Annotated in this window: 21 protein-coding genes; 18 read left to right on the top strand and 3 right to left on the bottom strand. The window is 72.4% G+C overall.

The genetic code is table 11. The features are described from left to right. Window positions 1-31 precede the first annotated feature (31 nt). The 12 genes from murF (at window position 32) to ACH4B3_RS10335 (ending at window position 12,778) form a co-directional block, all read left to right on the top strand. Window positions 32-1,462 (top strand): UDP-N-acetylmuramoyl-tripeptide--D-alanyl-D-alanine ligase, encoded by a 1,431-nt coding sequence (gene murF / locus ACH4B3_RS10390; RefSeq protein WP_398462375.1) that lies wholly within the window; start codon window positions 32-34, stop codon window positions 1,460-1,462. Next, window positions 1,459-2,523: a phospho-N-acetylmuramoyl-pentapeptide-transferase gene (gene mraY, locus ACH4B3_RS10385; protein WP_398462741.1), complete on the top strand. Its 1,065-nt coding sequence runs from the start codon at window positions 1,459-1,461 to the stop codon at window positions 2,521-2,523. The genes murF and mraY overlap by 4 nt, the downstream gene beginning before the upstream one ends. Continuing rightward, a complete protein-coding gene (gene murD, locus ACH4B3_RS10380; RefSeq protein WP_398462374.1) occupies window positions 2,520-4,004 on the top strand; it encodes a UDP-N-acetylmuramoyl-L-alanine--D-glutamate ligase in 1,485 nt (494 codons plus the stop codon). The genes mraY and murD overlap by 4 nt, the downstream gene beginning before the upstream one ends. A 57-nt stretch (window positions 4,005-4,061) precedes the next feature. Beyond that, entirely contained in the window at window positions 4,062-5,498 is a 1,437-nt protein-coding gene (ftsW, locus tag ACH4B3_RS10375; protein WP_398462373.1) for a putative lipid II flippase FtsW, read from the top strand. 6 nt (window positions 5,499-5,504) lie between these two features. Further along, entirely contained in the window at window positions 5,505-6,599 is a 1,095-nt protein-coding gene (gene murG / locus ACH4B3_RS10370; protein ID WP_398462372.1) for an undecaprenyldiphospho-muramoylpentapeptide beta-N-acetylglucosaminyltransferase, read from the top strand. A gap of 77 nt (window positions 6,600-6,676) precedes the next feature. Continuing rightward, window positions 6,677-7,468 (top strand): cell division protein FtsQ/DivIB, encoded by a 792-nt coding sequence (locus ACH4B3_RS10365; protein ID WP_398462371.1) that lies wholly within the window; start codon window positions 6,677-6,679, stop codon window positions 7,466-7,468. A 288-nt stretch (window positions 7,469-7,756) separates the two neighbouring features. After that, window positions 7,757-9,007 carry a cell division protein FtsZ gene (gene ftsZ / locus ACH4B3_RS10360; RefSeq protein ID WP_398462370.1) on the top strand — a complete coding sequence of 417 codons (1,251 nt, stop codon included), beginning with the start codon at window positions 7,757-7,759 and terminating at the stop codon, window positions 9,005-9,007. 12 nt (window positions 9,008-9,019) lie between these two features. Then, on the top strand, window positions 9,020-9,787 hold the full coding sequence (pgeF, locus tag ACH4B3_RS10355; RefSeq protein WP_398462369.1) for a peptidoglycan editing factor PgeF: 768 nt from the start codon (window positions 9,020-9,022) through the stop codon (window positions 9,785-9,787). Beyond that, on the top strand, window positions 9,784-10,503 hold the full coding sequence (locus tag ACH4B3_RS10350) for a YggS family pyridoxal phosphate-dependent enzyme (RefSeq protein WP_398462368.1): 720 nt from the start codon (window positions 9,784-9,786) through the stop codon (window positions 10,501-10,503). The genes pgeF and ACH4B3_RS10350 overlap by 4 nt, the downstream gene beginning before the upstream one ends. Before the next feature lie 123 nt (window positions 10,504-10,626). Continuing rightward, a complete protein-coding gene (locus ACH4B3_RS10345; protein WP_398462367.1) occupies window positions 10,627-11,268 on the top strand; it encodes a cell division protein SepF in 642 nt (213 codons plus the stop codon). 75 nt (window positions 11,269-11,343) lie between these two features. Continuing rightward, a complete protein-coding gene (locus ACH4B3_RS10340; protein WP_398462366.1) occupies window positions 11,344-11,640 on the top strand; it encodes a YggT family protein in 297 nt (98 codons plus the stop codon). A 49-nt stretch (window positions 11,641-11,689) separates the two neighbouring features. Beyond that, a complete protein-coding gene (locus tag ACH4B3_RS10335) occupies window positions 11,690-12,778 on the top strand; it encodes a DivIVA domain-containing protein (RefSeq protein ID WP_398462365.1) in 1,089 nt (362 codons plus the stop codon). A 409-nt stretch (window positions 12,779-13,187) separates the two neighbouring features. On the opposite strand, the gene ileS is transcribed toward ACH4B3_RS10335, so the two are convergent. Next, window positions 13,188-16,325: an isoleucine--tRNA ligase gene (gene ileS, locus ACH4B3_RS10330; RefSeq protein ID WP_398462364.1), complete on the bottom strand. Its 3,138-nt coding sequence runs from the start codon at window positions 16,323-16,325 to the stop codon at window positions 13,188-13,190. 620 nt (window positions 16,326-16,945) lie between these two features. Here ileS and ACH4B3_RS10325 point away from each other — a divergent pair. The 5 genes from ACH4B3_RS10325 (at window position 16,946) to ACH4B3_RS10305 (ending at window position 21,754) form a co-directional block, all read left to right on the top strand. Beyond that, window positions 16,946-17,674, top strand: a complete 729-nt coding sequence (locus ACH4B3_RS10325; protein ID WP_398462363.1) for a TraR/DksA family transcriptional regulator — start codon at window positions 16,946-16,948, stop codon at window positions 17,672-17,674. Between the two features lie 79 nt (window positions 17,675-17,753). Next, window positions 17,754-18,389, top strand: a complete 636-nt coding sequence (locus tag ACH4B3_RS10320) for a signal peptidase II (RefSeq protein WP_398462362.1) — start codon at window positions 17,754-17,756, stop codon at window positions 18,387-18,389. Window positions 18,390-18,513: 124 nt separating this feature from the next. Continuing rightward, a complete protein-coding gene (locus tag ACH4B3_RS10315; protein ID WP_398462361.1) occupies window positions 18,514-19,455 on the top strand; it encodes an RluA family pseudouridine synthase in 942 nt (313 codons plus the stop codon). Continuing rightward, window positions 19,455-19,943: a GNAT family N-acetyltransferase gene (locus ACH4B3_RS10310; RefSeq protein ID WP_398462360.1), complete on the top strand. Its 489-nt coding sequence runs from the start codon at window positions 19,455-19,457 to the stop codon at window positions 19,941-19,943. The genes ACH4B3_RS10315 and ACH4B3_RS10310 overlap by 1 nt, the downstream gene beginning before the upstream one ends. Window positions 19,944-20,164: 221 nt before the next feature. Continuing rightward, complete coding sequence (locus ACH4B3_RS10305; protein ID WP_398462359.1) at window positions 20,165-21,754, top strand: Na+/H+ antiporter; 1,590 nt, start codon at window positions 20,165-20,167, stop codon at window positions 21,752-21,754. Here the strand turns inward: ACH4B3_RS10305 and ACH4B3_RS10300 are convergent. Beyond that, on the bottom strand, window positions 21,716-22,798 hold the full coding sequence (locus ACH4B3_RS10300) for a mechanosensitive ion channel family protein (protein ID WP_398462358.1): 1,083 nt from the start codon (window positions 22,796-22,798) through the stop codon (window positions 21,716-21,718). The two genes, ACH4B3_RS10305 and ACH4B3_RS10300, sit on opposite strands and share 39 nt — an antisense overlap. An 81-nt stretch (window positions 22,799-22,879) precedes the next feature. Here ACH4B3_RS10300 and ACH4B3_RS10295 point away from each other — a divergent pair, with 81 nt between their 5' ends. Continuing rightward, window positions 22,880-23,518, top strand: coding sequence for a dienelactone hydrolase family protein (locus ACH4B3_RS10295; RefSeq protein ID WP_398462357.1), 639 nt, complete (start codon window positions 22,880-22,882; stop codon window positions 23,516-23,518). A gap of 124 nt (window positions 23,519-23,642) precedes the next feature. On the opposite strand, the gene ACH4B3_RS10290 is transcribed toward ACH4B3_RS10295, so the two are convergent. Then, window positions 23,643-25,280 carry an alkaline phosphatase D family protein gene (locus ACH4B3_RS10290; protein WP_398462356.1) on the bottom strand — a complete coding sequence of 546 codons (1,638 nt, stop codon included), beginning with the start codon at window positions 25,278-25,280 and terminating at the stop codon, window positions 23,643-23,645. Window positions 25,281-25,548: the final 268 nt, after the last annotated feature.

Below are 25,548 nucleotides of genomic sequence, written 5' to 3'. Positions count from 1 at the left end.
GGAAGCTTCTCGGGACCGCCGGAGGTGACCAGTGATCCCACTGTCCCTCGCCGAGATCACCGGCATCGTCGGTGGACGGCCGCACGACGTACCGGATCTGGAGCAGCAGGTCACCGGGCCGGTGGTGATCGACTCCCGGGAGGCGGCACCGGGCACCCTGTTCGCCGCCTTCGCCGGTGAGCGCGCCGACGGCCACGAGTTCGCCGGGCGCGCCGTCGAGGCGGGCGCGGTGGCGGTTCTGGCCGCCCGCCCGGTGGGCGTGCCGGCGATCGTCGTCGACGACGTGGAGCGTGCCCTGGGCGCGCTGGCCCGGGCCGTCGTGGAGCGCCTGGGCGCCACCGTGGTGGCCCTCACCGGCTCGTCCGGCAAGACCAGCACCAAGGACCTGATCGCCCAGGTCCTGGAGCGGCACGCGCCGACCGTGTGGACGCCCGGCTCGCTCAACAACGAGATCGGCCTGCCGCTCACCGCGCTGCGCGCCGACGAGTCCACCCGGCACCTGGTGCTGGAGATGGGCGCCCGCGGCGTCGGGCACATCCGGTACCTCACCGGGCTCACCCCGCCCCGCATCGGCCTGGTGCTCAACGTCGGTACCGCGCACATCGGGGAGTTCGGCGGGCGCGAGCAGATCGCGCTGGCCAAGGGCGAACTCGTGGAGGACCTGCCGGCGGCCGCCGAGGGCGGCGTGGCGGTCCTCAACGCGGACGATCCGTTCGTCCGGGCCATGCGGGACCGCACCAAGGCCCGTACGGTGCTGTTCGGCGAGGCCGAGGACGCCGATGTGCGCGCCGAGAATGTCCGGCTCACTACGGAAGGTCAGCCTGCCTTCACGCTTCACACCCCCACCGGGTGCAGCGACGTGACCTTGCGCCTGTACGGTGAGCACCACGTGTCGAACGCGCTTGCCGCGGCCGCCGTCGCGCATGAGTTGGGCATGTCCGTATCAGAGATCGCCGTGGCGCTCTCCGAGGCCGGACAGCTCTCCCGCTGGCGGATGGAGGTCACCGAGCGCGCGGACGGCGTGACGGTCGTCAACGACGCCTACAACGCGAATCCCGACTCCATGCGAGCCGCGCTGCGCGCGCTGGTCGCGATGGGCCGGGCCAACCAGGCCCGGGGGGCGCGTACGTGGGCGGTGCTGGGCCAGATGGCCGAGCTGGGCGAGGAGTCACTCGCCGAGCACGACGCGGTCGGGCGGCTGGCCGTCCGGCTCAACGTCAGCAAGCTCGTGGCGGTCGGCGGCCAGGAGGCCGCCTGGCTCGACATGGGTGCCAAGAACGAGGGTTCGTGGGGTGAGGAGTCGGTGCACGTGTCCGACGTGCGGGCGGCGGTCGACCTGTTGCGCAGAGAACTGCGCCCGGGGGACGTCGTGCTGGTGAAGGCGTCCAGGTCGGTGGGGCTGGAGCGGGTCGCGCTGGAACTGCTCGATGGTGAGGGCGAGGTCGCCGGCCGATGGGCATGAGGCAGATCCTCTTCTCCGGAGCCATCGGGCTCTTCCTGACGCTGATCGGCACGCCGCTGCTGATCAAGCTGCTGGCCCGCAAGGGCTACGGCCAGTACATCCGGGACGACGGCCCGCGCAGTCACGGCAGCAAGAAGGGCACGCCCACCATGGGCGGTATCTCCTTCATCCTGGCCACGATCATCGCGTACGCCCTGACCAAGGTGATCACCTCCAGCGACCCGACCTTCTCGGGCGTGCTGGTGCTCTTCCTCTTCGCCGGTATGGGCCTGGTCGGTTTCCTGGACGACTACATCAAGATCGTCAAGCAGCGGAGCCTCGGCCTGCGTGCCAAGGCGAAGATGGCCGGGCAGCTCATCGTCGGCATCGCGTTCGCGGTGCTTTCGCTGAACTTCGCCGACTCGCGCGGGCAGACGCCCGCCTCCGACCGGCTCTCCTTCACCCAGGACTTCGGCTGGCAGATCGGCCCGGTGATCTTCGTGATCTGGGCGCTGTTCATGATCCTGGCGATGTCCAACGGCGTGAACCTCACCGACGGCCTCGACGGCCTGGCCACCGGCGCCTCGGTGATGGTGTTCGGCGCGTACACCTTCATAGGCGTGTGGCAGTTCCAGGAGTCCTGCGCCAACCAGCCCACCGCCGGACCCGCCTGCTACGAGGTACGGGACCCGCTGGACCTGGCCGTCGTCGCCTCCGCGCTGATGGGCGCCTGCTTCGGCTTCCTGTGGTGGAACACCTCGCCGGCCAAGATCTTCATGGGTGACACCGGATCGCTCGCGCTCGGCGGCGCGCTCGCCGGCCTGGCCATCTGCTCGCGCACCGAGATGCTGCTCGCCATCCTCGGCGGCCTGTTCGTCCTGATCACCATGTCCGTGGTCATCCAGGTCGGATCGTTCCGGCTCACCGGCCGGCGGGTCTTCCGGATGGCGCCACTCCAGCACCACTTCGAACTGAAAGGCTGGAGCGAAGTCCTGGTGGTGGTCAGATTCTGGATCATCCAGGGCATGTGCGTGATCGTCGGCCTCGGCATCTTCTACGCGGGCTGGCGGGCGGCCAAGTGACCCCGGAACTCCACGGCAAGCACGTCACCGTCGCCGGACTCGGCGTCTCCGGGGTCCCGGCCGCGCGGGTGCTGCGCGGGCTGGGCGCCGAGGTCACCGTCGTCAACAGCGGCGACGGGGAGCGGGAGCGCGCCCAGGCCGCGGACCTGGCCGAGCTGGGCGTCCGGGTGCGCCTCGGTGACGGGGACACCCTGCCCGAGGGCACCGAGCTGGTGGTCACCACCCCCGGCTGGAAGCCGTCGAGTCCGCTCTTCGCCGCGGCCGCCGCGGCGGGCGTGCCGGTCTGGGGCGACGTCGAGCTGGCCTGGCGGCTGCGGGACCGGGACCCGGCGAGGAAGCCGGCGCCCTGGCTCGCGGTCACCGGCACCAACGGCAAGACGACCACCGTCCGGATGCTCGCGTCGATCCTCACCGCCGCCGGACTGCGCACCGCGGCCGTCGGCAACATCGGCGTCTCGCTGCTGGACGTGGTGATGGGCGAGACGGAGTACGACGTGCTCGCCGTGGAGCTCTCCAGCTACCAGCTGCACTGGGCGCCCTCGGTGCGGGCCCACTCCGCGACCGTCCTCAACCTCGCGCCCGACCACCTCGACTGGCACGGCTCGATGGCCGCGTACGCGGCCGACAAGGGGCGGGTCTACGAGGGCAACCGGGTCGCCTGCGTCTACAACGCCGCCGACCCGGCCACCGAGGAACTGGTGCGCGAGGCCGACGTCGAGGAGGGCTGCCGGGCCATCGGCTTCACCCTCGGCACTCCCGGCCCGTCCCAACTCGGCGTCGTCGACGACCTCCTCGTCGACCGGGCCTTCGTGCCGAACCGGCAGCAGCAGGCCCAGGAACTCGCCCGGATCCCGGACATCGCCGCCACCGCCCGCGGCGGGGACGAGGGGCCGCCGCCCGCCCCGCACAACATCGCCAACGCACTGGCGGCGGCGGCGCTGGCCCGCGCCTTCGGCGTGGAGCCGGCGGCGGTGCGCGACGGACTGCGGGCCTTCAGCCCGGACCCGCACCGCATCGAGTACGTCGCCGAGGTCGGCGGCGTGACCTGGATCGACGACTCCAAGGCCACCAACACCCACGCCGCCGAGGCGTCGTTGGCGGCGTACGAGTCGATCGTCTGGATCGCCGGGGGCCTGGCCAAGGGAGCCACCTTCGACGGCCTGGTCGAGGCGTCGGCGAAGCGGCTGCGCGGCGTGGTGCTGATCGGCGCCGACCGCGCGCTGATCCGCGAAGCCCTCGCGCGACACGCCGCCGAGGTCCCGGTGGTCGACCTCGACCGGACGGACACTGGGGCGATGGCCGCGGCCGTCCGCGAAGCGGCACGGCTCGCCGAGCCGGGGGATACCGTCCTGATGGCCCCGGCCTGCGCCTCGATGGACATGTTCGTGAACTACAACGCGCGCGGTGACGCCTTCGCCGCCGCGGTCCGCGAACTGGCCTCCGGCGACGGCGGCCACGACCAGGATTCTCCACGGCACTGACCCGCCGGTCCCTGCGCGAGGACCGCCGGCGCGGGCCTTACGGAGGGAAGCGACGAGATGACCCGTGACGAGTCCGCGGCGGCCCGGCCCCGGGTGGCACCCGCCCCCCGGGGCCGGGCCCGCCCGGCGGCCCCGGCGCGCGGCGCGGCGGGTGGCCGCCCCGGCTCCCCGGCCCGCCGCGGCAGTCCGGCGGCCGCGGGGCGCGCCCCGCGCACGCCCCGTGCGCCCCGCACCCCGGCCGGGGGCGGGCCGCGACAGCTGCTCGACAAGGCACGGCGGGCCTGGGACCGGCCGCTCACCGCCTACTACGTGATCCTCGGCGGCAGCCTGCTGATCATCGTGCTCGGCCTGGTGATGGTCTACTCGGCCTCCCAGATCAAGGCCCTGCAGTCCGGGCTGGCGCCCTCCTACTTCTTCCGTAAGCAGCTGCTCGCGGCCGTGCTCGGCGGAGCGCTGATGCTCTTCGCGGCGCGCACCCCGGTGCGGCTGCACCGGGCCTTCGCCTATCCGCTGCTGGCCGCCTCGGTCTTCCTGATGTGCCTGGTCCAGGTGCCCGGGATAGGGGTGGCGGTCAACGGCAACCAGAACTGGATCTCCTTCGGCCCGTTCCAGCTCCAGCCGAGCGAGTTCGGCAAGCTGGCCCTGGTGCTGTGGGGCGCGGACCTGCTGGCGCGCAAACAGGACAAGCGGCTGCTGACCCAGTGGAAGCACCTGCTGGTGCCGCTGGTTCCGGCCACTTTCATCCTGCTCGGCCTGATCATGCTGGGCGGTGACATGGGCACCGCGATCATCCTCACCGCGATCCTCTTCGGGGTGCTGTGGCTGGCGGGCGCGCCCACCCGGCTGTTCGCCGGGGTGCTGGGCTTCGCGGTGCTGATCGGCTTCCTGCTGATCAAGACCAGCTCCAACCGGATGTCCCGGCTCGCCTGCATCGGCGCCACCGAGCCGGGGCCGGGCGACCAGTGCTGGCAGGCGGTGCACGGCATCTACGCCCTGGCCAACGGCGGATGGTTCGGATCCGGGCTGGGTGCCAGCATGGAGAAATGGGGTGAACTCCCCGAACCGCACACCGACTTCATCTTCGCCATTACCGGGGAGGAACTCGGCCTCGCGGGGACACTGTCGGTCCTCGCCCTCTTCGCGGCTCTAGGCTATGCGGGTATCCGCGTGGCCGGACGCACGGAGGACCCCTTCGTGAGGTATGCCGCGGGAGGCGTGACCACCTGGATCACGGCCCAGGCCGTGGTCAACATCGGTGCGGTGCTCGGTCTGCTGCCGATCGCCGGCGTCCCGCTCCCGCTGTTCTCCTACGGAGGGTCCGCCCTGCTGCCGACCATGTTCGCCATCGGTCTGCTGATCGCCTTCGCGAGATCGGAACCCGGTGCCCGAGCGGCCTTGGCCATGCGGCAGCCTGTGTTCGGTAAGAAGCGGGCTGGGCTGAGATGGAAGACGATGAGACGGCGCGTCAAGAAGCGACCGTCCGGAGAGCGGTGAATTTCGGTGCATGTCGTACTCGCCGGTGGGGGGACCGCCGGCCACATCGAGCCCGCGCTCGCCCTCGCGGACGCCCTGCGCAGGCAGGACCCGACCGTGGGGATCACGGCGCTCGGCACGGAGCGGGGGCTCGAGACGCGGCTCGTACCCGAGCGGGGCTACGAACTCGGGCTCATCCCGGCCGTCCCGCTGCCCCGTAAGCCGACCCCCGAGCTGATCACCGTCCCCGGGCGGCTGCGCGGCACCATCAAGGCCGCCGAGCAGATCCTGGAGCGCACCAAGGCCGACTGCGTGGTCGGCTTCGGCGGCTACGTGGCGCTGCCCGGCTACCTCGCGGCCAAGCGGCTCGGGGTGCCGATCGTGGTCCACGAGGCGAACGCCCGGCCGGGTCTCGCCAACAAGATCGGCTCCCGCTACGCCAAGTTCGTCGCGGTCAGCACCCCGGACAGCAAGCTGCGCAACGCCCACTACGTGGGCATCCCGCTGCGCCGCTCCATCGCCACCCTGGACCGGGCGGCGATCCGGCCGCAGGCCCGCGCGGCCTTCGGGCTCGACCCCAACCTGCCAACGCTGCTGGTGTCCGGCGGCTCGCAGGGCGCCCGCCGGCTCAACGAGGTCGTCCAGGCGGTGGCGCCGTTCCTGCAGCGCTCCGGGATCCAGATCCTGCACGCGGTCGGCCCGAAGAACGAACTGCCGCACGCCGACAACATGCCCGGAATGCCGCCGTACATCCCGGTATCGTATGTGGACCGGATGGACCTCGCGTACGCCGCTGCCGACATGATGCTCTGCCGCGCGGGTGCGATGACCGTCGCCGAACTCTCCGCCGTCGGGCTGCCGGCCGCCTACGTCCCGCTGCCCATCGGCAATGGTGAACAGCGGCTCAACGCCCAGCCGGTGGTCAAGGCGGGCGGCGGTCTGCTGGTCGACGACGCCGAGCTCACGCCCGAGTGGATCCAGGGCAACGTGCTCCCGGTGCTCGGCGATCCGCACCGGCTGTACGAGATGTCGCGGCGCGCCGCCGAGTTCGGCCGCCGGGACGCCGACGAACTGCTCGTCGGCATGGTGTACGAGGCGATCGCCCAGCGCCGTCAGGCGTGACCGGGCGGGTGCGCCGCCAGGCGTGAGGCGAGGTGCCCGGGGCCGCCCCGGGCACCCGCCGGAAGGAGGCAGGCAGCGTGGCCGGACCCAGGACCGCCGAGCGCGGCGGACGACAGGCGCCGGCCGCCCGGCCTCCGGCGGCCCGGCCGCGCCGCCGGCTGCGCCGTCCGGCCCGTCGCACGGTGGTGCTCGCCCTGGTGGGCGCCGTCCTGCTCGGCGGCGCCGGCACCTGGGTCCTCTACGGCTCGGGCTGGCTGCGGGCCGAGCGGGTGAACGTCTCCGGCACCGGGGTGCTCGGCGCCGAGGAGGTCCGGAAGGCCGCGGCGGTGCCGCTGGACTCCCCGATGGTCTCGGTGGACACCGGCGCGATCGAGCGCCGGCTGAAGGAGCGGCTGCCCCGGATCGCGGACGTGGACGTGGTCCGTTCGTGGCCGCACACCATCCGGCTGGAGGTGACCGAGCGGAAGCCGGAGGCGGTGCTGCGGACCCGGGACGGGTTCACCGAAGTCGACGCCGAGGGCGTCCGGTTCGCCACCTCCGAGGCGGCCCCCAAGGGGGTTCCGCTCCTCGAACTGGACATCGAGGACTCGCCGAGCACGCGCCGGTTCGGCACCGACCGGCTGCGCCGGGAGGGCGTGCGGGTGGCCGCCGCGCTCCCCGCTCCGGTCCACCGGGCCACCCGGGTCGTCCGGGTCCGCTCCTATGACGCCATCAGTCTGGAGTTGACCGGCGGCCGGACGGTGATGTGGGGGAGCGGCGAGCGGAACCCGGCCAAGGCGCGGGCGCTCACCGCGCTGATGAAAGCGGCGCCGGAGGCGCGCCACTTCGACGTGAGTGCCCCGAGCGCCCCCGCCGTGGCTGATAGTTGACCTCTGCGTGGACCGATATCCCGGCAGGCCAGCACCCTGGTTGGCTACCCTCAGGGGTGATCACATAGGGTGAAAAGAAAAACGGGAGGTTCGGCGTGTTCATTGAACGCGCGCCGCTTGTCGACTTAGTGTCCTGTTCCAGGAACCCAGGGAACAGCAGCACTGGTAACCCTAAACTTCACCTTTAGGGTTGGGGTCGGCCAAGAGGACCGCCCCATTCGGCATCAGTCGGCGCACCGCAGCAACTGCGGGGTGGCGACACGTAAATCGAGGCGAGAGGCCTTCGACGTGGCAGCACCGCAGAACTACCTCGCAGTCATCAAGGTCGTCGGCATCGGCGGCGGTGGCGTCAACGCCATCAACCGGATGATCGAGGTCGGGCTCAAGGGCGTCGAGTTCATCGCGATCAACACCGACGCGCAGGCCCTGCTGATGAGTGACGCCGACGTCAAGCTCGACGTCGGCCGGGAACTCACCCGCGGCCTCGGCGCCGGCGCCAACCCCGACGTCGGCCGCAAGGCCGCGGAGGACCACCGCGAGGAGATCGAGGAGGTCCTCAAGGGGGCCGACATGGTCTTCGTCACCGCGGGCGAGGGCGGCGGCACCGGCACCGGCGGCGCGCCCGTGGTCGCCAACATCGCCCGCTCGCTGGGCGCGCTGACGATCGGTGTGGTCACCCGCCCGTTCACCTTCGAGGGGCGCCGCCGGGCGAACCAGGCGGAGGACGGCATCGCGCAGCTGCGCGACGAGGTCGACACCCTCATCGTGATCCCCAACGACCGACTGCTGTCCATCTCGGACCGCCAGGTGAGCGTGCTGGACGCGTTCAAGTCCGCGGACCAGGTGCTGCTGTCGGGTGTCCAGGGCATCACCGACCTGATCACCACCCCGGGCCTGATCAACCTGGACTTCGCGGACGTCAAGTCCGTGATGTCCGAGGCGGGCTCGGCGCTCATGGGCATCGGCTCGGCGCGTGGCGACGACCGCGCGGTGGCCGCGGCGGAGATGGCCATCTCCTCGCCGCTGCTGGAGGCGTCCATCGACGGCGCCCGGGGCGTCCTGCTCTCCATCTCCGGCGGCTCGGACCTCGGTCTGTTCGAGATCAACGAGGCCGCCCAGCTGGTCAGCGAGGCCGCCCACCCCGAGGCCAACATCATCTTCGGCGCGGTGATCGACGACGCGCTCGGCGACGAGGTCCGGGTCACCGTCATCGCGGCGGGCTTCGACGGCGGTCAGCCGCCGGCCAAGAGCCGCGAGAAGGGACTCGGTTCGTACGGCGGCCGCGAGGAGTCCACCGCCTCCGCGCCCTCCCGCCCGGTCGCCCCGGCCGAGCCCAGCCGTCCGTCGTTCGGCGGACTCGGCAGCGTCACCCAGCGGGACGAGGAGCCGATCACCGATCCGGCCCCGGTCGGCGACATCACCTCCTCTCCCTATGGGAAGGAGCCGCCGCTCCCCCCGGTCAGCTCCCCGCAGGTCCCGCCGGCCCGTCCGTACCAGGACAGCGCCGAGGAGCTGGACGTTCCGGACTTCCTCAAGTAAGCACCGCCTGAAGTGATAGGGCAGCAGCACGAAGCGAGCGGCGCGCACTTCGCCTTCACCGACCGGTGGGGCGGAGTGAGCGCCGCTCCGTACGAAGAGCTGAACCTCGGCGGGGCGGTCGGTGACGACTCCGCCGCGGTACGCACCAACCGGGAGCTGGCCGCCAAGTCCCTGGGTCTGGACCCGGCGGCGGTCGTCTGGATGAACCAGGTGCACGGCCGGGACGTCGCGGTGGTCGACGGTCCGTGGTCCTCGGGCGAGGTGCCCGCGGTCGACGCGGTGGTGACCACCCGCCGGGGCCTGGCCCTGGCGGTGCTCACCGCGGACTGCACCCCGGTGCTGCTCGCGGACCCGGTCGCCGGGGTGACGGGCGCCGCGCACGCCGGGCGGCCCGGACTGGTCGCCGGAGTGGTGCCCGCGGTGGTCGAGGCGATGCTGGAGCTGGGCGCGGAACCGGCCCGGATCCGGGCGCGCACCGGCCCCTCCGTCTGCGGACGCTGCTACGAGGTGCCGGAGGCGATGCGGGCCGCGGTGGCCGAGGTGGTCCCCGAGGCGTGGTCGACGACCAGCTGGGGCACCCCCGCGGTGGACGTGGCGGCCGGGGTGACCGCCCAACTCGCCCGGCACGGTGTGAGAATCGACGCATCCTCCCCGGTGTGCACCCTGGAGTCGACCGATCATTTTTCGTACCGGCGCGACCGCACGACGGGGCGGCTCGCGAGTTATGTCTGGTGCGGGGACGCCCCCGGGCCGGTGGCTGGGATGAAGGCGGAGCTGTGACCGACCGCAAGAGTGAACTCGCCGCGAACCTGGCCGGCGTGGAGGACCGGATCTCGGCGGCCTGTGCCGCGGCCGGCCGCCGGCGCGAGGACGTGACCCTCATCGTGGTCACCAAGACCTACCCGGCGAGCGACGTCCGGCTGCTGACCGAGCTGGGCGTGCGGCAGGTGGCGGAGAACCGCGACCAGGACGCCGCGCCCAAAGCGGCTGAATGCTCGGATTTGCCACTGAGTTGGCATTTCGTCGGGCAATTGCAGACGAACAAGGTTCGTTCGGTGGCGAGTTATGCCGATATCGTGCAGTCCGTCGACCGGTTGCGACTGGTCGACGCCCTGTCCGCGGCGGCGGTGCGCGGGGGCCGGGAGCTGGGCTGCCTGATCCAGGTCGCCTTCGACGCCGAGGCGGGCGAGCGGTCCGGGCGCGGTGGGGTGGCGCCGGACGGGGTGGCCGAGCTGGCCGACGCGATCGCCGCGGCCCAAGGGCTGCGGCTGGACGGTCTGATGACGGTCGCTCCGCTCGCCGGGCCGTACGCGGGCCGGCCGCGCGCGTCATTCGACCGGCTGATGGAAATCTCAACCGGCCTGCGCGTCAACCATCCTGCTGCGAACATGGTCTCGGCAGGAATGAGCGCGGACCTCGAGGACGCGGTGGCGGCGGGAGCGACACATGTGCGCGTCGGTACTGCGGTACTCGGAGTCCGACCTCGGCTCCGGTAACGTCGCCAAGAAGTCGGGCCACAGTAGAAAATATGGTCATTCCCGTCAAAAGGCGGGCGGGCCACGTGGATCCACGGCATCCGGTGGCGGAGCCGATCCACCACAGAGCGGAGGACGCAGAGAATGGCCGGCGCGATGCGCAAGATGGCGGTCTACCTCGGCCTCGTGGAGGACGATGGGTACGACGGCCGGGGCTTCGACCCCGACGACGAGTTCGAGCCCGAACCGGAGCCCGAGCGTGACCGCAGGCGGCACCAGTCGCCCCCCGAACCACGCGCGGAGAGGGACGAATCGGTACGAGTCGCCCTGCCGCCCGCTCAACGTGAACCCGCCCCGCTCGCAGCGGAAAGTGGACGATCCGCCTCCCTCCTCCCCGAAGGGGGGCGAGCAGGAAGAATCGCCCCCGTGGCATCCATCACACCCGAACGCCAGACCCTGGAGAAGAACGCGCCGGTGATCATGCCCAAAGTTGTGTCCGAGCGGGAGCCCTACCGCATCACCACACTCCACCCCCGGACCTACAACGAAGCCCGTACCATCGGGGAACACTTCCGTGAGGGCACTCCGGTGATCATGAATCTCACGGAGATGGACGATACCGACGCGAAGCGACTTGTCGACTTTGCCGCCGGTCTGGTCTTCGGTCTCCACGGGAGTATTGAGCGGGTGACACAGAAGGTGTTCCTGTTGTCGCCTGCTAACGTCGATGTCACGGCGGAGGACAAGGCCCGTATCGCTGAGGGCGGGTTCTTCAACCAAAGCTGAGACGCAACACCGGTAGCACGGAGCAGATCCGGCCGCGAGGCCGAGGTACGAGCAAGGGGAGAGGGACGCGCGGGGATGGACATCGCACTGCAGGTGATCTACATCGCGCTGTACTGCTTCCTGATCGTTTTGATCTTCCGGCTGGTCATGGACTACGTCTTCCAGTTCGCCCGTTCGTGGCAACCTGGGAAGGTGATGGTGGTCGTCCTTGAGGCCACCTACACTGTCACCGATCCGCCGCTCAAGCTTCTGAGGCGGTTCATCCCGCCATTGCGTCTCGGGGGCATTGCGCTCGACCTGTCCTTCTTCGTACTGATGATCATCGTCTACATCCTGATCACCGTCGTGAGCAACGTTGCGAGCAACGTGTGAGCGATACGGTCGAGCCGACTGCCGACGACTACGTTGAGGTGAAGAAGAGATGCCGTTGACCCCCGAGGACGTGCGGAACAAGCAGTTCACGACCGTCCGCCTCCGAGAAGGCTATGACGAGGACGAGGTCGATGCCTTCCTCGACGAGGTCGAAGCCGAACTGACCCGACTGCTGCGCGAGAACGAGGACCTGCGGGCCAAGCTGGCCGCCGCGACCCGAGCCGCCGCGCAGAACCAGCAGCAGGGTATGCGGAAACCTCCCGAGCAACAGGAACGGCCGGGCGCTCCGGTGCCCGCCGCCATATCGGGCCCGCAGCCGGTGCCCCCGCAGCAGCAGCAGATGGGCGGTCCGCCCCAGCTGCCCGGCGGTGCACCCCAGCTGCCTCCCGGCCCCGGCGGTCACGGCCCGCAGGGTCCGCACGGTCCCGGCCCGATGGGCGGCCCGATGGGTCCCGGCCCGATGGGCCAGCAGGGTCCGATGGGCGGTCCGGGTGGTCCCGGCCCGCAGCTCCCGCAGCCCGGCCAGGGCCCCGGTGGCGACAGCGCCGCCCGCGTCCTGTCGCTGGCGCAGCAGACGGCCGACCAGGCGATCGCGGAGGCCCGTTCCGAGGCCAACAAGATCGTCGGCGAGGCCCGCAGCCGCGCCGAGGGCCTGGAGCGCGACGCCCGCGCCAAGGCGGACGCGCTGGAGCGGGACGCGCAGGAGAAGCACCGTGTCGCGATGGGCTCGCTGGAGTCCGCCCGCGCCACGCTGGAGCGCAAGGTCGAGGACCTGCGCGGCTTCGAGCGCGAGTACCGGACCCGCCTGAAGTCGTACCTGGAGAGCCAGCTGCGTCAGCTGGAGAACCAGGCCGACGACTCGCTGGCCCCGCCGCGCACCCCGGCGGCCGCCTCGCTCCCGCCGTCCCCGTCGATGGCCACGGCCGCGGCCGGACCGATGGGCGGGCACACCATGGGCGGCAACCCCTCCATGGGCGGCCACACCCAGGCGGGCGGCCCCCCGTCCTACGGTGGCCAGCAGCAGATGTCCCCGGCGATGACCCAGCCGATGGCACCGGTGCGGCCGCAGGGCCCGCAGCCGATGCAGCAGGCGCCGAGCCCGATGCGGGGCTTCCTGATCGACGAGGACGACAACTGACGCCGCACGCGGAGCGTTACGCGTAGTCGCTGTACGGGCCGGGCCCCTGGGATCTCCCAGGGGCCCGGCCCGTTGCCGTCGCCATGGCGCCGCCGAGCGGCTGATGAAGCTGGTGAGGCCGGTGAGAGGGGCGAGGCGGGGCCGTCTTCTCGTGCGGGGTGGCCACCCGGCACCTCGCCGGGCGGTGCGGTGCGGGACCGCGCCTTCGTGCGGAGCGCCCCGACGCCCCGTCCCGCCGGCGGAGCGGATGCGCCTCCGCCGGGACCGCCACGCCGGGGAGCAGAGCGCGGGATGCGGTCCCGGAGGCGGTGGTTGCCTCGGGAACGGGGGCGGTGGTTGCCTCGGGAACGGAGCGGGAAAGGCCGCGGGCCCGGCCGGGACGTCCCGGCCGGGCCCGCACGCCGTGCGGCTACGCCTTGCGCAGCCGGAAGGTCAACCCGAGGGCCTCGTCGGCGAACTCCCGGCCGTAGGAGTCGTCCGCCTCGCCGGCCGCCAGGTCCACCGCCAGCACCTCGTCCGCGATCAGCGCGTGGTGCTCGGCGAGCGCCGCCTCGGTCTCCGGCTGGGTGGCGCGCCACCGCAGGGCGATCCGGTCGGCGACGTCCAGCCCGCTGTTCTTACGGGCCTCCTGGATCAGCCGGATCGCGTCGCGGGCCACGCCGGTGCGCCGCAGCTCCGGGGTGATCTCCAGGTCGAGGGCGACGGTCGCGCCCGCGTCGGAGGCGACCGACCAGCCCTCGCGCGGGGTCTCGGTGATGATGACCTCCTCCGGCGACAGGGCGACCGGCTCCCCGTCGACCGTCACCGACGCGGTGCCGTCGCGCAGCGCCGACGACAGGGCGGCGGCGTCCGCCTCGGCGATCGCCTTGGCCACCGCCTGCACCCCCTTGCCGAAACGCTTGCCCAGCGCACGGAAGTTGGCCTTGGCGGTGGTGTCCACCAGCGAACCGCCGACCTCGGAGAGCGACGCCAGCGAGGAGACGTTGAGTTCCTCGGTGATCTGGGCGTGCAGCTCGACCGGCAGCGCGTCGAAGCCCGCGGCCGCGACCAGCGCCCGGGACAGCGGCTGCCGCGTCTTCACCCCGGACTCGGCCCGGGTCGCCCGGCCCAGCTCGACCAGCCGTCGCACCAGCTGCATCTGCTGCGAGAGCGCCGGGTCGATCAGCTCCCGGTCGGCGGTCGGCCAGCTCGACAGGTGCACCGAGTCCGGCGCGTCCGGGGTCACCGGGACGATCAGGTCCTGCCAGACCTGCTCGGTGATGAACGGGACCATCGGCGCCATCAGCCGGGTGACCGTCTCGACGCACTCGTGGAGGGTGCGCAGCGCGGCGGCGTCCCCCTGCCAGAAGCGGCGGCGGGAGCGGCGCACGTACCAGTTGGACAGGTCGTCGACGAACGCCGACAGCAGCTTGCCGGAGCGCTGCGTGTCGTACGCCTCCATGGCCTCGGTGACCTGCTCGACCAGGGTGTTCAGCTCCCCGAGCAGCCAGCGGTCGAGCATCGGCCGGTCGGCCGGGGCCGGGTCGGCCGCACTGGGCGCCCAGCCCGAGGTGCGGGCGTACAGCGCCTGGAAGGCGACCGTGTTCCAGTAGGTGAGCAGGGTCTTGCGGACCACTTCCTGGATCGTGCCGTGGCCCACCCGGCGGGCCGCCCAGGGCGAGCCGCCGGCCGCCATGAACCAGCGGACCGCGTCCGCGCCGTGCTGGTCCATGAGCGGGATCGGCTGCAGGATGTTCCCCAGGTGCTTGGACATCTTGCGGCCGTCCTCGGCGAGGATGTGGCCCAGGCAGACCACGTTCTCGTACGCGGACTTGTCGAAGACCAGGGTGCCGACGGCCATCAGCGTGTAGAACCAGCCGCGGGTCTGGTCGATCGCCTCGGAGATGAACTGCGCCGGGTAGCGCTTCTCGAAGACGTCCTTGTTCTTGTACGGGTAGCCCCACTGCGCGAACGGCATCGAGCCCGAGTCGTACCAGGCGTCGATCACCTCGGGGACCCGCGTCGCGGTGCCGGAGCAGGTCGGGCAGGGGAAGGTGACCTCGTCGATGAACGGCCGGTGCGGGTCCAGCTCCGACTGGTCGGTGCCGGTCAGCTCGGTCAGCTCGGCCAGCGAACCGACACAGGTGAGGTGGTCCTCCGCGCAGCGCCAGATGGGCAGCGGGGTGCCCCAGTAGCGGTTGCGGGACAGCGCCCAGTCGATGTTGTTGTTCAGCCAGTCGCCGAACCGGCCGTACTTGACCGACTCCGGGAACCAGTTGGTCCGCTCGTTCTCCCGCAGCAGCGCGTCCTTGACCGCGGTGGTGCGGATGTACCAGGAGGGCTGGGCGTAGTAGAGCAGCGCGGTGTGGCAGCGCCAGCAGTGCGGGTAGCTGTGCTCGTACGGCACGTGCCGGAACAGCAGACCGCGCGCCTTGAGGTCGGCGGTGAGGGCCTCGTCGGCCTTCTTGAAGAACTGCCCGCCGACCAGGTCCAGGCCCTCCTCGAAGGTGCCGTCCGGGCGGACCGGGTTGACGACCGGCAGACCGTAGGCGCGGCAGGTCCTGAGGTCGTCCTCACCGAAGGCCGGTGCCTGGTGGACCAGACCGGTGCCGTCCTCGGTGGTGACGTACTCGGCGTTCACCACGAAGTGCGCGCCGTCCAGCGGAACCAGCGAGAACGGCCGCTGGTAGGTCCAGCGCTCCATCTCCCGGCCGGTGAAGGTCTGGCCGGTGGCCTCCCAGCCCTCGCCGAGCGCCTTGCCCAGCAGCGGTTCGGCGACGACCAGCCGCTCCTCGCCGTCGGTCGCGACCACGTAGGTGACGTCCGGGTGGGCGGCGACCGCGGTGTTGGACACCAGGGTCCACGGGGTGGTGGTCCACACCAGCAGCGACGCGGTGCCGGCGAGCGGGCCCGAGGTGAGCGGGAAGCGGACGAAGACCGAGGGGTCGACCACGGTCTCGTAGCCCTGCGCCAGCTCGTGGTCGGACAGCCCGGTGCCGCAGCGCGGGCACCAGGGGGCCACCCGGTGGTCCTGGACCAGCAGTCCCTTGCCGAAGATCTCCTTCAGCGACCACCACACCGACTGCACGTACTCGGGGTCCATGGTCCGGTAGGCGTCGTCGAGGTCGACCCAGTAGCCCATCCGCCTGGTGAGCTCGGCGAACGCGTCGGTGTGCCGGGTCACCGACTCCCGGCACTTCGCGTTGAACTCCGCGATCCCGTACGCCTCGATGTCCTTCTTGCCGTTGAACCCGAGTTCCTTCTCCACCGCGAGCTCGACCGGCAGTCCATGGCAGTCCCAGCCGGCCTTGCGGCCCACGTGGTAGCCCTGCATGGTGCGGAAGCGGGGGAAGACGTCCTTGAAGACGCGGGCCTCGATGTGGTGGGCGCCGGGCATGCCGTTGGCGGTGGGCGGTCCCTCGTAGAACACCCACTCGGGGCGGCCCTCAGACTGCTCCAGGCTGCGGGCGAACACCTTGTTCTCGCGCCAGAAGTCGAGCACGGAGTGCTCCAGGGCGGGCAGGTCCACCTGGGCGGGGACCTGTCGGTACTGCGGCTGCGGATTCATCGGGGCTTCCTCCGGCGGATACGTCGCTTCCGTTTCCGTCGGAGGGACGAGAGCTGCGCTCCCGCGGTACCACCCTCCTTGACCGTGAGGCGTGCTCTCCCGGTCCGCTCATTGAGGTTCGCGAAGCCGGTTCTACTCGCCCGCGGCGGCCCGTGGGCGCAGCCCACTGTCCGAGGCTTTCTTCCGGCGGCTCCGGGGTGATCCTTCACTTCGCGCCGGCCCCCGGGCTCACACCGTCCCCGGGTCGCTCCTGGCTGCGTACGAAGCTACTCGTCCCCATCCACGCCTTTCGCTGCTCCCCCAGGCTCTCGGCATCGCTCGAGCAGGAGGGAGCCCCCACAGTGTACGGGCCCGGACGGGCTGCGGCCGACCGGTTTTCCGCCCCGCCGCCGGCCCGGCCGGCCCGGCGGCGGGGCGGTTCGGCGCCGTACCTGGGCGGGTGACGCGAGCGGCCGGGCGGATTACCCGGCATGGCGTGGGGCACAACGGATGACACCGGCTTCTCATACGAGCAAGCCGGGCGAATCGGGCGGCGTGCCCCGTTGCCGCGTGGCCGGAGTCGATTTATCGTTCCGGCACGATTCGCGAGCTGGATCACACCAGGTGAAGGGGGTGCGGCCATGGTGGCCAAGAAGACCGCACCGGCCGGGAAGGCCGCGTCGAAGAGCACCCCGGGCGAGCCGGCCGCGCCGGCGAAGGACACCACGGCCGCGGCCTCCACCGGTACGGCGGCGAGGAACCCGGCGAAGAACGCGACGGCGAGGGCCCCGGCGAAGACCGCGGCGGCGAAGACGGCAGCCAGGAAGGCCGCACCGGCCGAGAAGGCGGTGCCCGCGAAGAAGACGGGAGCCAGCACAGTGGCGCTGAAGAAGACTCCGGGTGGCGCATCGTCGGCGAGCAAGGACGCCGCCGCGGCGGCGAACGCGCTGCCCAAGGCGCGCGGTGCGGCCGACCCCGGTGAGCTGGCGGTACGCCCGGGGGAGGAGCCCTGGACCCCGGAGGAGGTGGCCGAGGCCCGTACCGGGCTGGGGGCCGACGCGGAGCGGCTGCGCGCCGAGATCCTCGCCTCCGAGGCCGCGATCACCGGCCTGATGCGCGACTCCGGCGACGGGGCGGGGGACGACCAGGCCGACACCGGCACCAAGAACATCACCCGCGAGCACGAGCTGGCCCTGGCCTCCAGCGCCCGGGAACGGCTGCTGCAGACCGAGCGGGCGCTGGAGCGCCTGGACGCGGGGACCTACGGACTCTGCGAGAGCTGCGGCCGGCCCATCGGCAAGGCCCGGATGCAGGCCTTCCCGCGGGCCACCCTGTGCGTCGAGTGCAAGCAGCGGCAGGAGCGCCGCTGACCGCTCGTACGGGTGTGCCGTACCCTCGTCCTCAGCCAGGCGGCGGCTTGGTGCCGGACGCAGACGTTGAGGGACTCACGTGACAGAGGCGGAGCAGGCCATCGGTACGCCGAACCCCGACAAGGCCGACAGGGACGACGAGGCGCAGCCGGCCGCGGGCGCCGCGGAGCCGGAGGAGCGGCACCCCGGCTCGGGGGAGCCCGACGCCGCCGGCCCGACGCCCGGGCGCGGCAGGCGGCGGGTCGCGGTGCTGCTCGGCGTGGCCGCCATCGCCTACCTGCTCGACCTGGTCAGCAAGCTCCTGGTGGTCGCGCACCTGGAGCACCACGCGCCGGTCGAGGTGCTCGGCAGCTGGCTGCAGTTCGAGGTGGTCCGCAACCGGGGCGCGGCGTTCGGCTTCGGCGAGGCGATGACCATCGTCTTCACCGTGATCGCGGCCGCGGTGATCGTGGTGATCGCCCGGCTCGCCCGCAAGCTTTACAGCGTGCCCTGGGCCATCGCCCTCGGCCTGCTGCTCGGCGGGGCCTTCGGCAACCTGACCGACCGGGTGCTGCGGGCCCCGGGCGGTCTGCAGGGCGCGGTGGTGGACTTCATCGCCCCGGCGCACTTCGCGGTCTTCAACCTCGCCGACTCCGCCATCGTGTGCGGCGGCTTCCTCATCGTCATCCTGTCCTTCCGCGGTCTGGACCCGGACGGGACCGTGCACAAGGACTGATCCCGGGGAACGGGGCACGGCCCCGGGCACCCGGCCGGTGCGGCCCGGCCCGTCGGCGGTCTCCCGGGCCGTCGCCCGAGGACTGTTGTACGAGGGGCCGCGCGGGGTCCGGCATACTCGACGGGTGAGCACGATTCCCGAGATCCGTACCCTGCCCGTGCCCGAGGGCCTCGAAGGCGAGCGCGTCGACGCCGCGATCGCCCGTATGTTCGGCTTTTCTCGGACCAAGGCGGCGGAACTCGCCGCGGCCGGGAAGGTCCAGGTGGACGGCAGCGTCGCCGGAAAGTCCGACCGGGTCTCCGGCGGGGCCTGGCTCGAGGTCGAGATGCCGCAGGCCGCGCCGCCGGTGCGGATCGTCGCCGAGCCCGTCGAGGGCATGGAGATCGTCCACGACGACGACGACATCGTGGTGATCGTCAAGCCGGTCGGGGTCGCCGCGCACCCCAGCCCCGGCTGGACCGGGCCGACCGTGATCGGCGGGCTCGCCGCCGCGGGCTACCGCATCTCCACCTCCGGCGCCGCGGAGCGCCAGGGCATCGTCCACCGGCTGGACGTCGGCACCTCCGGACTGATGGTGGTGGCGAAGTCCGAGCGGGCCTACACCCTGCTCAAGCAGCAGTTCCGGGACCGCACGGTCGACAAGCGGTACCACGCGCTGGTGCAGGGCCACCCGGACCCGCTGAGCGGCACCATCGACGCGCCCATCGGCCGCCACCCGCAGCACGACTACAAGTGGGCGGTGATCGCCGAGGGCAAGCCGAGCATCACCCACTACGACCTCATCGAGGCGTTCCGGGCCGCCAGCCTGCTCGACATCAAGCTGGAGACCGGCCGCACCCACCAGATCCGGGTGCACATGGCCGCCCACCGCCACCCCTGCGTCGGCGACCTCACCTACGGTGCCGACCCCACGCTCGCCAAGCGGCTGAAGATCACCCGGCAGTGGCTGCACGCGGTGCGCCTGGGATTCGAGCACCCCGCGGACGGCTCCTGGGTGGAGTTCCAGAGCTCCTATCCCGACGACCTCCAGGGGGCGCTGGACCGGGTGCGGGCGGAGAGTGCCTGATGACCGGGCCCGCCGGACGGCACCGCATCGCCGTGGTGCGTGACGGCGACCTGACCGGCTGCCACGCGGTCCGCCGCGAGGTGTTCATCGTGGAGCAGGACATCCCGCCGGAGGAGGAGCTGGACGCCTACGACGCCGAGGCCGTCCACCTGCTCGCGACCGAACCGGACGGGCGGCCGGTGGGCACCGTCCGCTTCCTGTACGGCCCGGCCGCCGTCCGGAAGTACGGCCACACCGGCATCGACGGGCGCACCACCGCCGTCCTCGGCCGGCTCGCCGTCGGCCGGGCGGCCCGGGGCACCGGGCTCGGCGCGGCGCTGGTCCGCGCGGTCGAGGCCGAGGCGCGCCGGCTGGGGCTGACCGCGGTGTACCTGGAGTCGCAGACCCATGCGCTGGGCTTCTACGAGCGGCTCGGCTACGTCGCGTTCGGACCGGAGTTCGACGAGGGCAGCGGCATCCCGCACCGCGCGATGCGGTGCGCGCTCTGAGCGCACCGGCGCCGCCTCGGCGGTCTCCGGCCGCGTCCCGGGCCGCGGCGCGGGTGAGCGGGGCGGCGCCCGGCCACCGTGGGTGACGTTCCCGGGCCGACCACCGGCCGAGGCGCCCCGGGCCGCCCCTCGCCGGGCGCGGCACCGCCGGACCGGCCGGGGCGCGGAACTCGTGGCAGGGTGGAAGCTCCCGACGGCACCCCGGCCCGGGAGGGCACCCCGTGGACCAGCTCGCCCTGCTGTTCGCCCTGCTGCTGGGTGCCGTGGTCACGGTCCCGCTGGGCGAGCGGCTGACGGTGCCCCCGCCGGTGCTGATGACACTGCTGGGCGTCGTCCTCGCCCTGCTGCCGTTCGTACCGAACGTCGACATCCCGCCCGACCTCATCCTTCCCCTGGTGCTGCCGCCGGTGCTCTACGCGGCGGTGCAGCGCACCTCGTGGCGGCAGTTCGCCACCAACAAGCGGGCCATCTTCCTGCTCGCGGTCGCACTGGTCTTCGTCACCACCGCCGCGGTCGCCGCCGTCGCGCGGGCCGTGGTGCCCGGGGTCACGCCGGCCGCGGCCGTGGTGCTGGGCGCGCTGGTCGCACCGCCCGACCCGGTGGCGGCCACCGCGGTCGCGGGCCGGCTGGGGCTGCCGCGCCGCATGGTGTCGCTGCTGGAGGGCGAGGGGCTGTTCAACGACGTCACCGCCATCGTGCTGTACCACGTGGCGCTGGGCGCGGCGGTCAGCGGCAGCTTCTCGCTGCCCGGCGCCGGGGTGGCCCTGGTGCTCTCCGCGGTGGTCGCGGTCGTCACCGGGATCGCCGTGGGGTGGGCGGCGAACAAGCTGATGGGGCTCCTCGACGACCCGACCCTGCAGGTCGGGATGACCCTGCTGGTGCCGTTCGGCGCGTATCTGCTGGCCGAGGAGTTCCGGGGGTCCGGGGTGCTCGCGGTGCTCACCGCCGCGCTGTTCCTCGCCGAGCACGCGGTGGACCCGGACGACGTGCTCGGCCGGCTGACCGGCAACGCCTTCTGGGAGGTCGTCGAGACGCTGGTCACCGGCGTGGCCTTCGGCCTCATCGGGCTGGAGCTGCACACGCTCTTCGCCACCGCCGCCGGCCGCTGGAGCACGCTGATCGGCGCGGGAGCCGCGGTGGCCGGCGCGGTGGTGCTCGTCCGGCTGCTGTGGCTGCTGCCCGCGGCCTGGCTCGCCAAACGGCTGCACCGGGACCGTGACACCGAGGACATCCCGCTGACCTGGCGGGAGACCGTGGTCATGTGGTGGTCGGGGATGCGCGGGGTGGCCTCGGTCGCGCTGGCCCTGGCGATCCCGTTCACCGTCGACGACGGCGGTGACTTCCCGGCCCGCGACGAGTTGGTCTTCGTCGCCTTCACGGTGGTCCTCACCACCCTCGTCCTGCAGGGCCTCACCCTGCCCTGGCTGGTCCGCCGGCTTCGGGTGGAGAAGGACTCGGCGGCGGAGGAGGCCCTGGAGCGGGAGCTGGCGACCCGGGTGATACGGGCCGCCAGGGAGCGGCTGCGGGAGATCGCCCCGGCCGAGGAGCTCTCCGAGGAACTGGTGGAGCAGCTCAACCGGCGCGTCTTCGACCTCGGCGCGTGGATCTCGCCGGACATCGTGGACGACGAACGGCGCGAGGCCCACCGGCGCAGGGTGCAGCGGATCAAACAGATCCAGCGCGTCCACGGGGAGCTGCTGTCGGCCGCCCGGCACGAGGTGCTGGCCGTGCGCGGCGAGCCGGGCACCGACCCGCAGGTGGTGGACCGGGTGCTACGAGAGCTCGACATGCGTAGTCTGCGGCTGCACTGAGCGGGGCGCGGGCGGGGCCGCGGCCGGCCCGGTGGTGATCCGCGGCAGAGCGTACGGGTGCTCCGCGCACAGCCAGCGGATCAGCTGCTCCCGCACCTCGCAGCGGGCCGTCCACGCCGCGTCCGCGTCCCTGGCGGTGACCAGGGCCCGCACCTCGATGGTGCTCGGGGTGGTGCCGGTGACGGCCAGGTTCCAGTCCCGGCCGTCCCAGGCGGAGGACTTCCGGACGATCTCGCCGAGCTTCTCCCGCATCCGGTCGATCGGCGCGGAGTGGTCCAGGTGGAACAGGACGGCCCCGGTCATCTGCGAGCCGCCGCGCGACCAGTTCTCGAACGGCTTGCTGGTGAAGTACGACACCGGCATGGTGATCCGCCGCTCGTCCCAGGTGCGCACCGACAGGAAGGTCAGGGTGATCTCCTCCACGGTGCCCCATTCGCCGTCGACCACCACCTCGTCCCCGATCCGCACCATGTCGCCGAAGGCGATCTGCAGCCCGGCGAAGAGGTTGCCGAGCGTGGACTGGGCCGCGATACCGGCGACGATGCCCACGATCCCGGCGGAGGCGAGCATCGAGGTGCCGACGGTCCGCATCGCCGGGAAGGTCAGCAGCATCGCCGCGGCCGCCACCACCCCGATCACCGCGGTGACCACGCGCTGGGTCAGCGTCACCTGGGTGCGGACCCGGCGCACCCGCGCCCGGTCGTGCGCGGTGGCCGCGTAACGGGAGTACGTGGACTCCACGGCGGCGGCCGAACCGCGCACCGTCAGCCACGCGGCGGCGGCGATCAGCGCGAGAGTGAGGATCTGGCGGATGGTGGGCGCGTGGTCCTCGGCGAGGTGCGCCTGGTCGTAGAAGCCACGCAGCGCGGCTATCGCGACCACCGCCTGGAGCGGTATCCGGCAACGGCGCAGCAGCCCCCACAGCGGGGTCTCGGGATGCCGGGCGTCGGCCCGGCGCAGCAGCCGGTCGGCCGCCCAGCCGGCCGCCAGGGTGAGGCCGAGCGAGCCGCCGACGACGATGAGCGGACGCAGCACGTCCTGCATGGAGCGATCATCCTCTCTCCGGTGCCTACCTGGCACGATGGGTTCACAAGCCGGCCATCATCGACAGGGAAGTGAAAAGCAGTGACGGAAACCTCGGCTGCCCCGGACAGCGCGGACCATGCGACGATTCTTCTTCTGCACTCGGCGTTCGGGCTGCGGCCCGCGGTGCACACCGCCGCGGACCGGCTGCGCGCGGCCGGGTACGAGGTTCACGTACCCGATCTGTACGCGGGACAGCCGGTGAGAATCGCCGGCACCGTCGAAGAGGGCATGGCGATCAAGGACGCGATCGGCAGCGAGGAGCTGCTGCGGCGCGCCGTCGCGGCCGCCGCGCCGCTGTCCGACCGCGGGGTGATCTACGCCGGGTTCTCGCTGGGCGGCTCACTCGCGCAGAACCTGGCGCTCGCCGACGACAGGGCGCGCGGACTGCTGCTGCTGCACGGCACCTCGGACCTGGCCGACGACGCCGCGACCGACGGGCTGCCGGTCCAGCTGCACGTCGCGGACCCGGACCCGTTCGAGCCGCACGACTGGCTGAACGCCTGGTACCTGCGGATGAACCGGGCCGGTGCCGACGTCGAGGTGTTCCGCTACCCGGGCGCCGGGCACCTCTACACCGACCCGGAGCTGCCGGATCACGACGCGGAGGCGACCGAGCAGACCTGGCGGGTGGCGCTCGGCTTCCTGGCCGAGCTGAGCGGGCCCGGCGCCGGCCGCTGAACCGCGGGCCCGGCCGGCCGGTGTCGCGGGTCCGGGTGCCCGGCGGGGCGCGGCGGCCGGGCCGCGCGTTCCGGCCCGGCGTTCCGGCCGGAGCCGCCGGGCTTCGGACGTCAGCGGACCGCCGTCACCGGACCGGCTGGTCCACCCGCTCCACCCGCTGGGTCCCGGAGCGGGTGCGGTAGGACCGGGCCCAGGCGGAGGTGGCCCCGGGGTCGGTCTTGTCGGACACCGTGAAGTAGTCCATCTGGGCGCGCTCGGCGGTCACGTCGAGCACCCCGTAGCCGTGGTGGTCCATGTCCACCCACTTCACATGGCGGTTGGCGGCCTTGACCGCGCCCGCCGCCACCACCGACAGGGTGCCCGGCAGCACGTGCAGCAGGTCGTCGAGGTTGTCCGAGGTCACCGAGGTGACCACGAACTCGGTGGCGGCGGACCGGGAGAACGGGTAGGTGGCGGCCTTCACCGGCACGTCGTTCGCCCAGGCCATGTGGATGTCGCCGGTGAGGAAGACCGTGTTGTCGATGCCGCGGTCGGTGAGGTGGGCGAGCAGCTCGCGCCGGTCGTCGGTGTAGCCGTCCCACTGGTCGACGTTGACCGCCAGCCCCTCCTTGGGCAGCCCGAGCAGTTCGGCGATCGGCCCCAGCAGATGCGCCGGTACCGAACCGAAGGCCACCGGCGAGATCATCACCGAGGTGCCCACCAGCTTCCAGGAGGCGTTCGAGGCGGCCAGGCCCGACTTCAGCCAGTCGAGCTGGGCGCGCCCGGTGAGCGTGCGGTCCGGGTCGTCCACCGCGCCGCTGCCGACGCCGGCCTGCTGCGAGCGGAACGAGCGCAGGTCCAGCAGGTGGAGATCGGCGAGCGAGCCGAACCGCAGCCGGCGGTAGGTGGTGCCCGCGATGGACGGGCGGACCGGCATCCACTCGAAGTACGCCTGCTTGGCCGCGGCCACCCGCCGCGCCCAGTCGCCCTCCGCGCCCGGGGTGTGGTTCTCCGCGCCGCCCGCCCAGGCGTCGTTGGCGAACTCGTGGTCGTCCCAGATGGCGATGACCGGGTGGGCCCGGTGCATCGCCTGCAGGTCGGAGTCGGTCTTGTACCGGCCGTGCCGCACCCGGTAGTCGGCGAGCGTGGTGATCTCGTGCGCGGGGGAGTGCGCCCGGACGGCGTACTTCTCCTCGGGGTACGCGCCGGTCCCGTACTCGTAGATGTAGTCGCCGAGATGGAGCACCGCGTCCAGGTCGCGGCGGTCGGCCAGATGGCGGTAGGCCGAGAAGTAGCCGGCTTCCCAGTTGGCGCAGGACACGACGCCGAACCGCACCGAGCCGGCGGCGTCGGCCTCGGCCGGCGCGGTCCGGGTGCGTCCTACCGGTGACTGCGCCCCGCCCGCGGTGAACCGGAAGAAGTAGGCGGTGCCCGGCCGCAGCCCGCGCACATCGGCCTTCACCGTGTGGTCCGCGGCGGCCGACGCCCGCACGGTGCCCTTCGCCACGATGCGGCCGAACGCCTCGTCCTCGGCGACCTGCCACTCCACGTCGAGCTGCGGGCCGCGCCCGGAGCCGGGCTCGGCGCCGGGTTCCGGCGTCACCCGGGTCCACAGCAGGACGCCGTCCGGGAGCGGGTCACCGGAGGCGACTCCGTGCAGGAACTCCGGGCCGCCGCTGTCGGCTCGGGCGGCCGTGACACCGGTGGCGAACGGCAGGACTGCGGCGGTGGCGGCTACGGCCGTGACGGCGGAGCGGCGCGAAATGGGGTCTCGGGGGGTCACGGGCGCACACCCTACTGCCAAGTAGGGCCGCTGGTAAGTCGAACGGGCGGACGAAATCCAAGAGTTCGTCCGCCCGTCATCCGGTGGGCCACCGGGCCGGCGGCCGCCACCGGGAACGCCCGGTGGTTCACGGTGGGCGGGGGGCGGGCCGGCCCGCCCCGCCCCCCCCCCCCCCCCCCCCCCCGCCGCAAACATAAAGATGGCGGACCACCCCCCCCAGTACGCCAACCGGCGGGACATGTGCCAGGTCCGCCTATCCCCCGTGACG

The sequence above is a fragment of the Streptomyces sp. NPDC018031 genome (assembly GCF_044327625.1).
Taxonomy (GTDB): domain Bacteria; phylum Actinomycetota; class Actinomycetes; order Streptomycetales; family Streptomycetaceae; genus Streptomyces.
Note: the sequence above shows the minus strand (reverse complement) of the source record. Positions and strands in the feature narration are given on the sequence as shown.

Coding starts and splice junctions, on each gene's coding strand:
- mraY (WP_398462741.1), top strand. CDS start 1,459: ATGAGGCAGATCCTCTTCTCCGGAGCCATCGGGCTCTTCCTGACGCTG.
- ftsW (WP_398462373.1), top strand. CDS start 4,062: ATGACCCGTGACGAGTCCGCGGCGGCCCGGCCCCGGGTGGCACCCGCC.
- ACH4B3_RS10345 (WP_398462367.1), top strand. CDS start 10,627: ATGGCCGGCGCGATGCGCAAGATGGCGGTCTACCTCGGCCTCGTGGAG.
- ACH4B3_RS10340 (WP_398462366.1), top strand. CDS start 11,344: ATGGACATCGCACTGCAGGTGATCTACATCGCGCTGTACTGCTTCCTG.
- ACH4B3_RS10335 (WP_398462365.1), top strand. CDS start 11,690: ATGCCGTTGACCCCCGAGGACGTGCGGAACAAGCAGTTCACGACCGTC.
- ileS (WP_398462364.1), bottom strand. CDS start 16,325: ATGAATCCGCAGCCGCAGTACCGACAGGTCCCCGCCCAGGTGGACCTG.
- ACH4B3_RS10325 (WP_398462363.1), top strand. CDS start 16,946: ATGGTGGCCAAGAAGACCGCACCGGCCGGGAAGGCCGCGTCGAAGAGC.
- ACH4B3_RS10310 (WP_398462360.1), top strand. CDS start 19,455: ATGACCGGGCCCGCCGGACGGCACCGCATCGCCGTGGTGCGTGACGGC.
- ACH4B3_RS10300 (WP_398462358.1), bottom strand. CDS start 22,798: ATGCAGGACGTGCTGCGTCCGCTCATCGTCGTCGGCGGCTCGCTCGGC.